Annotated in this window: 15 protein-coding genes; 11 read left to right on the top strand and 4 right to left on the bottom strand. The window is 67.2% G+C overall.

The genetic code is table 11. The features are described 5' to 3' along the window. The first annotated feature begins 411 nt into the window (after positions 1-411). Both A5658_RS29210 and A5658_RS15200 read left to right on the top strand, forming a co-directional pair. A complete protein-coding gene (locus A5658_RS29210) occupies positions 412-1,368 on the top strand; it encodes a peroxiredoxin (protein ID WP_067336496.1) in 957 nt (318 codons plus the stop codon). Between the two features lie 89 nt (positions 1,369-1,457). Further along, a complete protein-coding gene (locus tag A5658_RS15200; protein WP_082993189.1) occupies positions 1,458-1,916 on the top strand; it encodes an SRPBCC family protein in 459 nt (152 codons plus the stop codon). 37 nt (positions 1,917-1,953) lie between these two features. Here A5658_RS15200 and ychF read toward each other — a convergent pair whose 3' ends face one another. Beyond that, positions 1,954-3,027, bottom strand: coding sequence for a redox-regulated ATPase YchF (gene ychF / locus A5658_RS15195; RefSeq protein ID WP_067336489.1), 1,074 nt, complete (start codon positions 3,025-3,027; stop codon positions 1,954-1,956). Positions 3,028-3,126: 99 nt separating this feature from the next. Here ychF and A5658_RS15190 point away from each other — a divergent pair, with 99 nt between their 5' ends. Continuing rightward, complete coding sequence (locus A5658_RS15190) at positions 3,127-4,170, top strand: DUF6542 domain-containing protein (protein WP_067336485.1); 1,044 nt, start codon at positions 3,127-3,129, stop codon at positions 4,168-4,170. On the opposite strand, the gene A5658_RS15185 is transcribed toward A5658_RS15190, so the two are convergent. Then, entirely contained in the window at positions 4,171-5,172 is a 1,002-nt protein-coding gene (locus A5658_RS15185) for a 4-hydroxy-3-methylbut-2-enyl diphosphate reductase (protein ID WP_067336481.1), read from the bottom strand. It abuts the gene before it with no gap. An 88-nt stretch (positions 5,173-5,260) separates the two neighbouring features. Here A5658_RS15185 and A5658_RS15180 point away from each other — a divergent pair, with 88 nt between their 5' ends. The 7 genes from A5658_RS15180 to A5658_RS15150 all read left to right on the top strand — a co-directional run bounded on the left by A5658_RS15180 (position 5,261) and on the right by A5658_RS15150 (position 11,130). Continuing rightward, positions 5,261-5,821: a lipid droplet-associated protein gene (locus A5658_RS15180; RefSeq protein WP_067336478.1), complete on the top strand. Its 561-nt coding sequence runs from the start codon at positions 5,261-5,263 to the stop codon at positions 5,819-5,821. After that, positions 5,818-7,047, top strand: a complete 1,230-nt coding sequence (gene xseA, locus A5658_RS15175; RefSeq protein ID WP_067336474.1) for an exodeoxyribonuclease VII large subunit — start codon at positions 5,818-5,820, stop codon at positions 7,045-7,047. The genes A5658_RS15180 and xseA overlap by 4 nt, the downstream gene beginning before the upstream one ends. Further along, entirely contained in the window at positions 7,037-7,264 is a 228-nt protein-coding gene (locus tag A5658_RS15170; RefSeq protein WP_067336470.1) for an exodeoxyribonuclease VII small subunit, read from the top strand. Before xseA ends, A5658_RS15170 begins: the two co-directional genes overlap by 11 nt. Before the next feature lie 63 nt (positions 7,265-7,327). After that, positions 7,328-8,446, top strand: a complete 1,119-nt coding sequence (locus A5658_RS15165; protein ID WP_067336466.1) for an NAD-dependent epimerase/dehydratase family protein — start codon at positions 7,328-7,330, stop codon at positions 8,444-8,446. Positions 8,447-8,483: 37 nt separating this feature from the next. Then, the gene (locus A5658_RS15160) at positions 8,484-9,545 is read left to right on the top strand and encodes an NAD(P)-dependent oxidoreductase (protein WP_067336462.1); all 1,062 of its coding nucleotides are present in this window, start codon (positions 8,484-8,486) and stop codon (positions 9,543-9,545) included. Further along, complete coding sequence (locus A5658_RS15155) at positions 9,542-10,300, top strand: SDR family NAD(P)-dependent oxidoreductase (protein WP_067336459.1); 759 nt, start codon at positions 9,542-9,544, stop codon at positions 10,298-10,300. The genes A5658_RS15160 and A5658_RS15155 overlap by 4 nt, the downstream gene beginning before the upstream one ends. Then, entirely contained in the window at positions 10,297-11,130 is an 834-nt protein-coding gene (locus A5658_RS15150; RefSeq protein WP_067336455.1) for an SDR family oxidoreductase, read from the top strand. The genes A5658_RS15155 and A5658_RS15150 overlap by 4 nt, the downstream gene beginning before the upstream one ends. Here A5658_RS15150 and A5658_RS15145 read toward each other — a convergent pair. Both A5658_RS15145 and A5658_RS15140 read right to left on the bottom strand, forming a co-directional pair. Then, positions 11,111-11,908, bottom strand: a complete 798-nt coding sequence (locus A5658_RS15145; RefSeq protein WP_067336452.1) for a dienelactone hydrolase family protein — start codon at positions 11,906-11,908, stop codon at positions 11,111-11,113. The two genes, A5658_RS15150 and A5658_RS15145, sit on opposite strands and share 20 nt — an antisense overlap. Next, positions 11,905-12,636 (bottom strand): DUF4245 domain-containing protein, encoded by a 732-nt coding sequence (locus A5658_RS15140; RefSeq protein ID WP_067336449.1) that lies wholly within the window; start codon positions 12,634-12,636, stop codon positions 11,905-11,907. Before A5658_RS15140 ends, A5658_RS15145 begins: the two co-directional genes overlap by 4 nt. Between A5658_RS15140 and glpX the strand changes: the two genes are divergently transcribed. Next, a complete protein-coding gene (gene glpX / locus A5658_RS15135; RefSeq protein ID WP_067336446.1) occupies positions 12,635-13,666 on the top strand; it encodes a class II fructose-bisphosphatase in 1,032 nt (343 codons plus the stop codon). The genes A5658_RS15140 and glpX overlap by 2 nt on opposite strands. Positions 13,667-13,675: the final 9 nt, after the last annotated feature.

Raw genomic sequence — 13,675 nt, 5'->3', positions numbered from 1 at the left:
TACCCATTAAACGCCTCGCAGGGGCCGTCGGCTAGGTTGAGTCAATCACCGCTTACCGCCGCCCTTCCAAAAGGTGCGCATACGGAACAGCTTCCGCGCCAAGGGATTCCGGCATCGGGTAGTAGGTTTTGATCAGCAGATCGCCGTCGTCGTCTCACGCGAATGTCTCTATGCTGTAAGCCATTTGAACGTTCGGCTCCCGTTGACCTGAACCGTGATCATGTTGATCTTGAGGATCGACTGGACCTTATCGAAGGGCATCAGAGGTGGCGAGGGGCCCCATCGGTCGGCGTTAACGTCGAATCGTAGCTGGACACGTGTCCAGCCGAAAGGGTCGGCTGTGAGCTGTCGAAGGCCGGCCGAATATGCAAGTCGGGCTCGCGTAGAGCTCTCCCGCGTTAGTCTTTGCCGATGATCGCGGGCGACAAAGCGCCTGACTTCACCCTCTACGACCACACCGGTCGGCCCCGAACGCTGTCCGCGCTGCTTGCCGCCGGGCCGGTCGTACTTTTCTTCTTTCCCCTGGCGTCCTCACCGATCTGCACGGCCCAGGCATGTCATTTCCGGGACCTGAGCGCCGAATTCGCCAGGGTGGGCGCCCAGCGGGTGGGCATCAGCACCGACACCGTCACCAGGCAGGCTCACTTCGCCCGGCAGCGCTCGTTCGACTACCCGCTGCTCTCCGACACCGACAGCGTGGTCTCGGAACTGTTCGGGGTGCGCCGCGGCAGGCTCGCCAAGCTGCGTCGATCCGTCGTCGCGCGTGAGGAGTCCCGGCGTGGCCGGCACACCCGGCGCCGCGGCCTGCTGGCGCGAGTGCTGCCGGTCAGGCGGACCACATTCGTCATCGACACCGACCGCACCGTTCTCACGGTCGTCGCCAACGAGGTGCGTGCATCGGTGCACGCCGACGAGGCCTTGCGATTCCTGGCCACCCACAAGACCCATCAGCAACCAAAGGACATCGGCGAACCGGCCAGCGACTGGTTCGCCGAGCCGGAGACTGTGGACGAGCCGAGCTTGGTTCGGCCGTTCACGGTGGCGACGGGTCGCATCGACGCCGGAGTCGAGTTGGCACTCGAGGCTCCGGTGGAAGCGCTCGACAGCGCCGACAACCCGCCGTCCTGGCGGAAAAACGATGTGCGCGACCAGATCCTGACGTGGTCGGCGCAGAGCCCATCGGTCGCGGAACTCGCGTCGCGGCTTTCCTTGCCGATCGGCGCGACGCGGTATTTGGTCGACGACCTGGCGGCGCAGGGTTACGTGCGGGTGGGCGCCCCGCTCGACGACTCGATGACGATCGACGAGCGGCGGGAGATGATCACTCGGACCCTGCGTGGCCTACGAGAACTGCGAGCCAGTTCGTAAACCTAGACGTTGAACCGGAATTCGGCGAATTCGACGAGGTCACCGTAGAACTGAAGCGGAATGGGTCCGGAAATCGTAAGCTGCCAACCATGCCCAAGGTAACGGCATCGGTAGTCATCGCACACCCGCCGCAAACGGTGTGGAACTACATCATCCAACCGGAGAACTTGTCGATCATCTTGCCCGGGATCGTCTCTGTCGATGCGGGCAAGGAGCCGCCTTACGCCCCAGGCGATGTGTGGCATGGAGTGAGCAGGTCATTCGGGATCACCAATAGATGGACAGGTGTTTTCACCCGTGTCGATATGCCCGAGGTGATGGAGATGCGGATAACCGAATCCAGGTTTCCCTTCGCCACGATCGATACGTTGGAGGAGATGACCGAAGGCACCCGCTACACCTTTCGAGTAGTGGGGGAACCTGCCATACGCGGTCCGCTAGGACGACTGTTGGATGCGGTCATGTCCGCGACGTTCAAGAGGGCACTCGTCAAGAGCCTTGCACGGCTTCCAGCGCACATCGACGCGTCGGTGACGGACAAGCACTGACCGATGGGCACGGCGTAGCTACGCCTTGGCTCAAAACCTAGACGTTGAACCGGAATTCCACCACGTCACCGTCGGCCATCACGTAGTCCTTGCCTTCCATCCGGACCTTGCCAGCCGACTTCGCCGACGCCATCGACCCGGCGGCGACCAGGTCGTCGAAGGAGACGATCTCGGCCTTGATGAAGCCCTTCTCGAAATCGGTGTGAATCACCCCGGCCGCCTTCGGCGCGGTGTCGCCCTGGTGAATTGTCCACGCCCGCGACTCTTTTGGCCCGGCGGTCAGATAGGTCTGCAGCTTCAGGGTGTGAAAACCGGCCCGCGCCAACGCATCCAGGCCACGCTCGGTCTGCCCGATTGACTCCAGTAGCTCGGCGGCCGACTCCTCGTCGAGCTCGATGAGCTCGCTCTCGATTTTCGCGTCGAGGAACACCGCATCGGCCGGCGCGACCAACGCGCGTAGCTCGGCCTTGCGGGCCTCGTCGGTCAGCACCGACTCGTCGGAGTTGAACACGTAGAGGAACGGCTTGGTGGTCATCAGGTTCAGCTCACGCAGCAGCGACGCGTCGACGCCGGCCGCGAACAGGGTCTTGCCGCCGTCAAGAATCTCCTGCGCGGCGACGGCGGCATCGTGTAACGGCTTGCGCTCCTTGTTGTTTCGGGCTTCCTTCTCCAGCCGCGGGATCGCCTTTTCCAACGTCTGCAGGTCGGCGAGAATCAGCTCGGTTTCGATCACCTCGATGTCGGAGCGGGGATCGACCTTGCCGTCGACGTGCACCACGTCATCGTCGGAGAACACCCGAACCACCTGACAGATCGCGTCGCATTCCCGGATATTGGCCAGAAACTTGTTGCCCAGACCGGCGCCCTCGGAGGCGCCCTTCACGATCCCGGCGATGTCCACGAAAGTCACCGGCGCCGGCACGATCTTCTCGGAGCCGAACAGCTCGGCGAGCTTGTCCAGGCGCGGGTCGGGCAGCGGCACCACACCTTCGTTCGGCTCGATGGTCGCGAACGGGTAGTTGGCGGCGACCACGTTGTTTCTGGTCAGCGCGTTAAACAGGGTCGATTTGCCGACGTTCGGCAAACCCACGATCCCAAGGCTGAGGCTCACAGGGACACAAGTGTAGGAGAACCCCGTGGCGAGGCACGCCCGCGCGTTGCTAACAAGGTCGTTACGCGTCTTTCGGCGTCAAGCCGGTACGGTCGACATGTGTCAGAGCAGCAGGACCGGTCGGCGCTCGCAGCAGGTCGCCGCTCGATCGTCCCGTCGGTTCCTGGTGTGCCATGGTGGGCCGCAGTGGTCATCGCGGTGACCGGAGTCGCTGCCGGCTTCGCGTTCGACGCCGGCTCGGGCAAGGAGCTGACCAGTGTCTTCTCCGGGCTGTACGTGCTGGGATGCCTCGCCGCGGTGCTCGCCGTGCAGCAGGCCGGCGTCTTCACCGCCGTCATCCAACCGCCGCTGATCCTGTTCTGCGCGGTGCCCGGCGCCTACTTCCTGTTCCACGGCGCCAAGTTCACCGGTGTCAAGGACCTCGTGATCAACTGCGGCTACCCGCTGATCGAGCGTTTCCCGCTGATGCTGTTCACCTCGGCCGGCGTACTGCTGCTGGGCCTGGTCCGGTGGTACCTCGGCATGGTCCAGTCGCGCCGCGCGGCCCCGGATGTCGACGAGACCCCGGACACCGAGGAGAAGCGGCTCGGCCTGATCGCCAGGTTGACCTCCGCCTTCCACCGCGACCCCGACGACGAGCCGGCGGACAAGCCCACCCGGCCCCGCGCTCGTCGCGAGCATGCGGTGGAGCGGTCGGCACGCTCGACGGCGGCCGAACGACGGACCGGTCGGCGTCCGGCGACATCGTCGCGCACCCGTCGGCCGCGGCCGCCACTGGACGATGCCGGCGAGCCGACCCGCGACCGCACCCGCAGACGACCGACCCGCGAGCTCGACGGCGACGAGCCACCGCGCCGCAGAATGCCGCGCGACCCGGACCTGCGTGGCCGTCCACCGCGGGAAGTTCGTCGCGACCCGAACGCGCGCCGCGACCGTCCGACTCCGCGCACCAGCCGATTCGACCCCTACGAACCGGTCGACGCGCCGCCTCCCCCGCCACGGCGCAGGCCCCCGGCGAACGGGAATACCGCAACGCACCACCCGATTTCACAGGTCCGGTATCGCAAGGCCGCCGGTGGTGACGAGTCGTATGACGAGCGCCCGCGCCGGCCGCGCAAACCGCCCGCCGACTCCTGGGATTAGTTACCCGCGGGCGGGCCTGATCTCGCGCGGCAGGGCGAACACCAGAGTCTCGTTGGCCGTCGTCACCGGCTGAACCACGTCGTAGCCGTGCTCGGCCAGCCGCTCCAGCACGCCGCGCACCAGCACCTCGGGCACCGACGCACCGGAGGTCACACCGACCGTGGTGACGCCCTCCAGCCAGGCCGGATCGATGTCGTCGGCGTAGTCGACCAAATGCGCGGCGTGTGATCCGGCGCCCAGCGCGACCTCGACCAACCGCACCGAGTTCGACGAGTTGGCCGAGCCGACCACGATCACCAGCTCGCACTCGGGCGCCATCGCCTTGACCGCGACCTGGCGGTTCTGGGTGGCGTAGCAGATGTCGTCGCTCGGTGGATCCTGCAGCTTCGGGAAGCGGGCCCGAAGCCGCTGCACGGTCTCCATCGTCTCGTCGACCGACAGCGTGGTCTGTGACAGCCAGATCACCTTGTTCTCGTCGCGAACCGTGACGCCGTCGACCGCGCTCGGACCGTCGACCAGCTGCACGTGGTCGGGCGCTTCGCCGGCGGTGCCGACCACCTCCTCGTGGCCCTCGTGCCCGATCAGCAGGATGTCGAAATCGTCGCGGGCAAAGCGCTTGGCCTCGTTGTGCACCTTGGTGACCAGCGGGCACGTCGCGTCAATCACCTTCAGCTGACGCTCGGCGGCCGTCTGATGCACAGTCGGCGCGACGCCGTGCGCGGAGAACACCACGATGGCGCCCTCGGGGACCTCGTCGGTCTCGTCGACGAACACCGCGCCGGCTTTCGCCAGAGTGTCGACCACGTGGCGGTTGTGCACGATCTCGTGCCGGACGTAGACCGGTGGGCCGTGCTTTTCCAGCGCGCGCTCGACGGTCTCGACGGCGCGGTCGACGCCGGCGCAGTATCCGCGCGGCTCGGCCAGCAGCACTCGCTTACCGGTCACCGGCTCGGACACCGAGGCGGTCGCACCTGGGATGCCCATATTTACTGTCGGCGACATGCCAACCAGGGTACTTTCCGGCGTCGCCGCGACGCGAACTCGCGCGCTCAGCTTGGAGTTGTCCGCCGGTTAAGGCAGTCTGGACCGCATGGCTACTGCACCGTATGGGGTTCGGCTGCTGGTCGGCGCCGCCACGATGGCCGTCGAGGAGACGCTCCGGCTGCCGAAAACCATCCTGATGTACCCGATGACGCTCGCCAGCACGGCCGCGCACGTCGTGATGCGATTTCAGCAGAACGTCGCCGAGCTGGTCATCAAAGGCGATGCCACCTTGGAGCAGATCTTCCCGCCCAAGGACGAGGAGCCGGAGTGGGCCACGTTCGACGAGGACCTGCCCGAGGACGAAGCCGACGACGAGGAGCCGTCCCGCGCCGAAGGGCGGTTCGCGCTGTATTCGTCGCCCGGTTCCGACGCGGCCGACGACTGGGCCCGCACCGCCGCAAAGACTACGAATAACTCGGTGTCCACGCCCGCGGTGGTCGACGAGCTGGACTACGAGCAGCTGACGCTGGCTCAGCTGCGTGCCCGGCTCCAATCCCTCGACGTCAACGAGCTCGAAGCCCTGCTGAGCTACGAAGAGGCCACCAAGGGACGCGCACCGTTCCAGACGCTGCTCGCCAACAGGATTACGCGCGCGACCGCGAAGTGATCGATAACTCGGCCGAGAATCCGTTCCCGGTTCGCGCGGTCGCGACGCGGATCGCGGCCTGGATCGACAAGCTCGGCGTGGTGTGGGTCGAGGGACAGCTGACCCAGATCAACATCCGCCCGGGTTCGCGGACCGTGTTCATGGTGTTGCGTGACCCGGCCGCCGACATGTCGTTGAGCGTGACCGCGCCGCGCACCCTGGTCGACAGCGCACCGGTCAAGCTGGTCGAGGGCGTGCAGGTGGTGGTCTGCGGCAAGCCGAATTTCTACACCGGCCGCGGCACACTCACGTTGCGGCTCAACGAAATACGCGCAGTCGGCGTCGGCGAACTGCTGGCCCGCATCGAACGGTTACGCCAGCTGCTGGCCGCCGAAGGCCTCTTCGATCCGCGACTCAAGCGACCAATCCCGTTCCTGCCCAACATGATCGGGCTGATCACCGGCCGGGCCAGCGCGGCCGAGCACGACGTGACCACGGTGGCGGCCACCCGATGGCCCGCGGTGCAGTTCGCCGTCCGCAACACCGCGGTCCAGGGACCGACGGCCGTCTCGCAGATCGTCAAGGCATTGCGGGAGTTGGACTCCGACGCGGGCGTCGACGTGATCGTGCTCGCCCGCGGCGGTGGCAGCGTCGAGGACCTGCTGCCCTTTTCCGACGAGACGCTGTGCCGCGCGATCGCGGCGTGCCGCACGCCGGTCGTCAGCGCGGTCGGCCACGAGCCGGACAATCCGCTCTGCGATCTGGTCGCCGACCTGCGCGCCGCGACACCGACCGATGCCGCCAAGAAGATCGTTCCCGACACCGCGGCCGAACAGCACTTGGTCAGCGATCTGCGTCGGCGCAGCGCCCAAGCCCTGCGCAACTGGGTGGGCCGCGAAGAGCGTGTGCTGGCGCAGCTGCGCAGCCGGCCCGTTCTGGCCGAGCCGCTGGCCGCGCTCGCGGCGCGCGCCGACGAGATTCACCGCGCCCGCTCCGCCGTCCGCCGCGACGTCACCCGGCTCATCGACGCCCAGGCCGAACGCGTCGGCCACTTGTCGGCCCGGCTGGCCACACTGGGGCCAGCGGCCACCCTCGCGCGCGGCTACGCCGTGGTGCAGACGGTCCGGGACGCAGGGTCGGCGGTACTGCGATCGACGGATGACGCGCCGGCCGGGACCAGGTTGCGGATACGGGTCGGAGATGGCGCGATAGCGGCGATGAGTGAAGGACCAACCGATGGCGAGTGACGAAGCTACACCTATTAGTCAGCTCGGTTACGAAAAATGCCGCGACGAGCTGATCGAGGTCGTGCAGCTGCTTGAACAGGGCGGACTGGACCTCGATGCATCGCTGGCGCTCTGGGAAAGGGGCGAACAGCTGGCTAAACGGTGCGAAGAGCACTTAGCTGGCGCACGTAAGCGGGTCGCCGACGCGTTAGCGGCCGGCGAGCCCGACGATTCTTGACACCGCAACTACCTATCCGACGTTTATTCGAAACTGGAACACGTTTCAGTTATTCTCGGCGGCATGGCTGAGAATTCTGGGATCGCAGCGACCGCGCAGCTGGGCCGGGTGCTTGTCACCGGAGGCTCCGGATTCGTCGGCGCGAACCTGGTGACCACCCTGCTCGACCAGGGTTATCAGGTTCGGTCTTTCGACCGGGCGCCGTCACCGCTGTCCGCCCAGCCCGGCCTCGAGGTGATGCAGGGCGACATCTGCGACAGGGACATCGTCGCGGGCGCGGTCGCCGGCGTCGACACCATCTTCCACACCGCGGCGCTCATCGAGCTGATGGGCGGCGCATCGGTCACCGACGAATACCGGCAGCGCAGCTTCGCCGTCAACGTCGAAGGCACCAAGAACCTGGTGCACGCCGCGCAGGCCGCCGGCGTCAAGCGGTTCGTGTACACCGCTTCCAACAGCGTGGTGATGGGCGGCAAGCCGATCGCCAACGGCGACGAGACGTTGCCTTACACCGACCGCTTTGCCGACCTCTATACCGAGACGAAGGTCGTCGCCGAGCGATTTGTGCTGTCCCAGAACGGTATTGACGGGCTGCTGACGTGTTCGATACGACCGAGTGGAATCTGGGGCCGCGGCGACCAGACGATGTTCCGCAAGGTGTTCGAGTCCGTGCTGGCCGGACACGTCAAGGTGCTGGTCGGCCGCAAGTCCGCGCGTCTGGATAACTCCTACGTGCACAACCTGATTCATGGCTTCCTCCTGGCCGCGCAGCACCTGACGCCGGGTGGCACCGCACCGGGCCAGGCGTATTTCATCAACGACGCCGAGCCGATCAACATGTTCGAATTCGCCCGTCCGGTGGTGGCGGCCTGCGGGGAACGGCTGCCGCGGCTACGCGTGTCCGGCGCCCTGGTGCGCGCGGCGATGCTGGGGTGGCAGCGCTTGCACTTCCGGTTCGGGATCCGCGAGCCGATGCTCGAACCGCTCGCCGTGGAACGGCTGTACCTGGACAACTACTTCTCGATCGCCAAGGCCAGCCGCGACCTCGGGTACCGGCCCCTGTTCACCACCGAACAGGCGATGGTCGAGTGCCTGCCGTACTACGTCGAGCTGTTCGAGCGGATGAAGGCCGAAGCCGATCCGGCGGCGGTGGCCGTCGTCGCACCGGCTGTGGCCGAATAGTGGGGAGATTCCGCGTCGGCGTGTAGCGTAATGCCCCATGGCCCAAACAGTGCTAGTCACCGGGGCTTTCGGGCTCGTCGGCTCGGAAACTGTGCGCCAGCTGACCGTCGAGGGACTGCCTGTGGTCGCCACCGACATGGGCGTGCCGGCCAATCGCACGGCGGCCGAGAACATGCCGTCCACCGAGGTGCGCTGGGCCGACCTCACAAAACCCGACGACGTCGCAAAGCTGGTGCGGACCGTCGCGCCGACCGCGATCATCCACCTCGCCGCGATCATCCCGCCGGCCTGCTACGCCCGGCCGAACCTGGCCTACCGCGTCAACGTCGGTGCTACGGAGTCGCTACTCAAGGCCGCCGCCGCGCTGCCCGACCCGCCGCGTTTCGTCCAGGCCTCCAGCGTCGCCACCTACGGGGCCCGCAATCCGCATCGCGTCAGGGACCTGCTCACCGCCGACACTCCGTTACGCCCATCCGACATCTACGGCGCCCACAAGGTCAAAGCCGAAAACCTGGTGCGCGCATCGGGATTGGACTGGGTGATTTTGCGACTGGGTGGCGTGCTCACGGCCGAGCCGCGGCTCGACCTCGACTTGGACACCATCTACTTCGAAGCGTCGCTGCCGGTCGACGGACGCATCCACACCGTCGACGTCCGCGATGTGGCCCGTGCCTTCATCGCCGCGACCACCGCTCCGGTCGTCGGCGAGACCCTGCTGATCGGCGGCGACGAGTCGCACCGCTTGGTGCAGGGCGACATCGCCCCGTCCGCCGCGGCGGCGATGGGTCTGGTCGGCGCGATTCCGGCCGGCCGAAAAGGTAACCCGGACAACGACGCCGACTGGTTCGGTACCGATTGGATGGACACCGCGCGGTCCGTGGAAGCCCTTGACTTCCAACGGATTACCTGGCCGCAGTTGCTGGCCGAGATGGCCGGCCGGATGAGCTGGCGACGTCAGGCGATGCGACTGGGCGCTCCGTTGGCGCACGCTCTGCTCAAACGCCGCTCACCGTATTACCGCTACCCCGGGCGCTACGCCGACCCGTGGGGAGTCATCGACGCGAAATGGCCACATCCATTCACGAGGGACCAATCATGAGCAACCGCAATGCCGTCGTAGTGGGCGGCGCGTCCGGCATCGGCAAGGCGGTGGCGCACGCCTTGGCCGCCGACGGCTATCGGGTGATCGTCGCTGACCGTAACGGTGACGGATCCCAATCCGTCGCAGCCGAACTCGGCGACCCGCACACCGCCGCGACCGTCAAGGTCACCGACGAAGATTCGGTACGGGCGCTGTTCGACGGCGCCGGCGAGCTCGACATCGTGGTGAACACGGCCGGGTACAGCACGCTCGGGCTGATCACCGAACTGTCCGCTGAAGACTTTCGCGGCGTCGTCGACGTCTGCCTCAACGGCGCGTTCCTGGTGATCAAGCACGCCGCCCCGCGCCTGCACGACGGCGGAGCCGTGGTGTCGATCAGCTCACTGAACGCACGCCAGCCCGCCGCGGCGATGAGCGCCTACTGCGCCGCCAAGGCCGGGTTGTCGATGCTGACCCAGGTCGCCGCGCTCGAGCTTGCGCCGCAAGGCATTCGGGTCAACGCCGTCGCACCCGGATTCGTGCATACCCCGCTGACCGAGCCGGCCACGCTCATTCCCGGAGTCGTGGACGATTACGTCGCGAACACGCCGCTGGGTCGGACTGGCACTCCCGAGGACGTCGCCGAGGCGGTGCTGTTCCTGTGCAAGGCGACGTGGCTGACCGGTGAGGTGCTCGACCTCAACGGTGGGGCCCACATGCTGCGTTACCCCGACCTGATCGGCCACGTCATGAAGCTCGCTGCGCCGCAATGACTTTCGCAGGGAAGCAGGCGATCGTCACCGGCGCGGGGTCGGGCATCGGTGCGGCGCTGTGCCGCGCCCTGGTCGCCGCGGGCGCGGATGTCGTCTGCACCGACGTCGACGGCGCCGCCGCGGCGCGTACCGCCGAAAGCCTCTCCGGTCCCGGCACCGCGGCGTCGGCGATACTCGACGTCACCGATCCGGCCGCGGTGCAGGCCGCCGTGGACGCCGTCGTGGCCCGTGCCGGACGCCTGGACCTGATGTTCAACAACGCCGGCATCGCCTGGGGCGGCGACACCGAACTACTCACCCTGGAGCAGTGGAACGCGATCATCGACGTCAACATTCGCGGCGTCGTGCACGGCGTGACCGCGGCCTACCCGGTGATGCTGCGGCAGGGCCACGGCCACATCGTCAACACCGCGTCGATGGCGGGATTGACCGCCGCCGGCCAAATCACCAGCTATGTCATGACCAAGCACGCGATTGTCGGGCTGTCGCTGGCGCTGCGCTCGGAGGCGATTCCGCACGGCGTGGGCGTGCTGGCGGTGTGCCCGGGCGCGGTCGAGACACCGATCCTGGACAAAGGCGCCATCGGTGGCTTTGTCGGCCGCGACTACTACCTGCGTGGGCAGGGCATGAAAACCGCTTACAGCGCCGACCGGTTGGCGCGCGACACGTTGAAGGCGATCTCCCGCAACAAGGCGCTGCTGGTGAAGCCGCGACAGGCCTACGCGTCCTGGGTGTTCGCCCGGCTGGCGCCGAATCTATTGCAGCGCATGTCGATTCGCTTCATCGCCGATCAACGAAAGCGACAGGCCGCTAACGCAGCCGCTCGCTGAGGAATTCGACCACGCGTTTGCGCGCCTCGTAGGCCGGCTGGCCGTCGACCTCACGAACCTCGTCGGTCAGCACCGAATGCGCCATCCGCGAAAAGCCGCCCTCGTTGCCGGGCTTCGAGTTGATCTCGATGACCTCGAACGCGTCGCCGAGCTTGTCCTTAAGCGTCTTGAATCGCTCGCCGGGTGCCATCTTGTCTTCGCTGAACCGCAAGCCGATCGCGCACAGCCCTTCGTTGGTGGCGCGGTCTTTGAAGGCGTTCAATTCCAGTTCGCTCACGCCGGGATCGCGCTTCTGACGGGCGGTCAGCGGGAACGGCACCGAGGGCTGGCTGAGCACCGGCGCGAGCACGCTGTCGTCCACCGCGGCGGCCAGGGCGAAGCCACCGGTGAAGCAGTGGCCGATGACCCCGACGCCCTTGCCCGGCGTCTCCTTGTTGAGCTCGCGGGCCAGTGCCCGCAGGAAGACCGCCACCGGCCGCTGCTTGTTGGTGGCCAAAGCCGCGAATTCCCTTGCCACACAGGCCCGGGCGATGGTCGAGATGACGTAGCCGGGGTCCTTGCCGCGGCCGGGCTCGCCGAATAGCGACGGCATGGCCACGGTGAAACCGTTGTCCACCAAGTGGTTTCCCAGCCCCAGCACGCCCGGGTGGATGCCCGGGATCTCGGGGATCAGCACGACACCAGGGCCGTCGCCGCGGCGGTAGACGTCGTGGGTGTATCCGCCGCCGGTGAACGGCGCCACTGTCCAGCCGGTGAGATCGGCTACCGGTGCGCTCATCGATGTATCTCCTGTCGGTGTGCAGGCAGAGGTGGCTGCGTTTGGGTGGCCGCCGCCAGCGTACGAAACTCGTCAACGCTCCCGGCTCCGGTGATCGCAACCTGCTCGGGACCGGCCGGGCTGTTCAGTCGCGTGGTCCACACCGGCTCGACACCGGCGTCGCCCTGATAGGTGATCCACCGGACGCCGTTCACGTCGACGGTTCCGCTCGGATACATCGACGGGTGGACGAAGCCCACCAGCTTCGCCTCGTCGGCATTGCTCTGGGTCAGGCTCAGGTATTCACCGGCCGGGCTGATGAAGCCGACGTTCGACGTGACGGCCCGCAGCTTCTGGCCAGTCGCGGGGTCGGTCCGACCGTCGGCGATGCCGCCGCGGCCGCCGGAGTTGGCCTGCCACCCGCTGGGCAGGTGCGGCAGCCGGACCGGAAACCCGAGGGTCTGCGCGTCGGCCTCCAGAGCGCCGGCCGCGTCGTAGGCGGGGACCGGTCCGCGGTTGGTCCCGCCCGGTGAAAACGAGCACATCCCGACGATTCCCGCCAGGACGATGCAGGCGACCACCAGCGGCGCGATCGACCAGAACATGTCGCGGCCGTCCTGCAGCAGCCGGGGCTTGGCCGGTCTGGCCGACGGCTCCGCCTGTTTGGCCGACGGCTCTGGCTGCGAGGTCACCGCACGAGTATCCCAGCTTCCGGCCGGCAACCCGCCTCTGGGACAATCGGCAGCCATGAGTGCAGGTTCTCGTCGTGAAGCCCCGGACCGTAACCTCGCCCTCGAGCTCGTCCGCGTCACCGAGGCAGGCGCCATGGCCGCCGGCCGCTGGGTGGGCCGCGGCGACAAAGAGGGCGGCGACGGCGCGGCGGTCGACGCGATTCGCCAGCTGGTGAACTCGGTGTCGATGCGAGGCGTCGTGGTGATCGGCGAGGGCGAGAAAGACGAAGCGCCGATGCTGTACAACGGTGAGCACGTCGGCAACGGCGACGGTCCGGAATGCGACTTCGCCGTCGACCCGATCGACGGCACCACGCTGATGAGCAAGGGCATGCCCAACGCCATCTCGGTGCTGGCGGTGGCCGACCGCGGCTCGATGTTCGACCCGTCGGCGGTGTTCTACATGAACAAGATCGCCGTCGGGCCCGACGCCGCCCACGTCCTGGACATCACGGCGCCGATCGCCGACAACATCCGCGCGGTCGCCAAAGCGAAGGGCCTGTCCGTGCCGGACATGACGGTCGTCATCCTGGACCGGCCGCGGCACACGCAACTGATCCACGACGTGCGGTCCACCGGGGCCCGAATCCGGCTGATCACCGACGGCGACGTGGCCGGCGCGATCGCCACGTGCCGCCCGGGTTCGGGCACCGACATGCTGGCCGGCATCGGCGGTACCCCGGAGGGCATCATCGCCGCGGCAGCGCTGCGCTGCATGGGCGGCGAACTGCAGGCGCAGCTGGCACCCAAGGACGACGCGGAACGCCAGAAGGCCATCGACGCCGGCTACGACCTCGACCAGGTGCTGACGGTCCACGATCTGGTGTCCGGCGAGAACGTCTTCTTCTGCGCGACCGGCGTCACCGACGGCGACCTGCTCAAGGGTGTGCGCTATGAGCCAGGCGGCTGCACCACCCAGTCGATCGTGATGCGGTCGAAGTCTGGGACGCTGCGGATGGTCGAGGGCTTCCACCGGCTGGCCAAGCTCAACGAATACTCGGCGATCGACTTCACGGGCGACAGCAACGCCGCATACCCCCTGCCATAACTCCCCCAG

The organism is Mycobacterium sp. 1245111.1 (assembly GCF_001673405.1).
Lineage (GTDB): Bacteria > Actinomycetota > Actinomycetes > Mycobacteriales > Mycobacteriaceae > Mycobacterium.
The sequence above is the reverse complement of the archived record's forward strand: the minus strand, read 5'-3'. Positions and strand labels throughout refer to the sequence as shown.

What these genes read in the sequence shown, in the direction of transcription:
- A5658_RS29210 (WP_067336496.1), top strand. Translation starts at nt 412, where the DNA reads ATGATCGCGGGCGACAAAGCGCCTGACTTCACCCTCTACGACCACACC.
- A5658_RS15200 (WP_082993189.1), top strand. Translation starts at nt 1,458, where the DNA reads ATGCCCAAGGTAACGGCATCGGTAGTCATCGCACACCCGCCGCAAACG.
- A5658_RS15185 (WP_067336481.1), bottom strand. Translation starts at nt 5,172, where the DNA reads ATGTCGCCGACAGTAAATATGGGCATCCCAGGTGCGACCGCCTCGGTG.
- A5658_RS15180 (WP_067336478.1), top strand. Translation starts at nt 5,261, where the DNA reads ATGGCTACTGCACCGTATGGGGTTCGGCTGCTGGTCGGCGCCGCCACG.
- A5658_RS15170 (WP_067336470.1), top strand. Translation starts at nt 7,037, where the DNA reads ATGGCGAGTGACGAAGCTACACCTATTAGTCAGCTCGGTTACGAAAAA.
- A5658_RS15165 (WP_067336466.1), top strand. Translation starts at nt 7,328, where the DNA reads ATGGCTGAGAATTCTGGGATCGCAGCGACCGCGCAGCTGGGCCGGGTG.
- A5658_RS15160 (WP_067336462.1), top strand. Translation starts at nt 8,484, where the DNA reads ATGGCCCAAACAGTGCTAGTCACCGGGGCTTTCGGGCTCGTCGGCTCG.
- A5658_RS15155 (WP_067336459.1), top strand. Translation starts at nt 9,542, where the DNA reads ATGAGCAACCGCAATGCCGTCGTAGTGGGCGGCGCGTCCGGCATCGGC.
- A5658_RS15150 (WP_067336455.1), top strand. Translation starts at nt 10,297, where the DNA reads ATGACTTTCGCAGGGAAGCAGGCGATCGTCACCGGCGCGGGGTCGGGC.
- A5658_RS15145 (WP_067336452.1), bottom strand. Translation starts at nt 11,908, where the DNA reads ATGAGCGCACCGGTAGCCGATCTCACCGGCTGGACAGTGGCGCCGTTC.
- glpX (WP_067336446.1), top strand. Translation starts at nt 12,635, where the DNA reads ATGAGTGCAGGTTCTCGTCGTGAAGCCCCGGACCGTAACCTCGCCCTC.
- A5658_RS15140 (WP_067336449.1), bottom strand. Translation starts at nt 12,636, where the DNA reads ATGGCTGCCGATTGTCCCAGAGGCGGGTTGCCGGCCGGAAGCTGGGAT.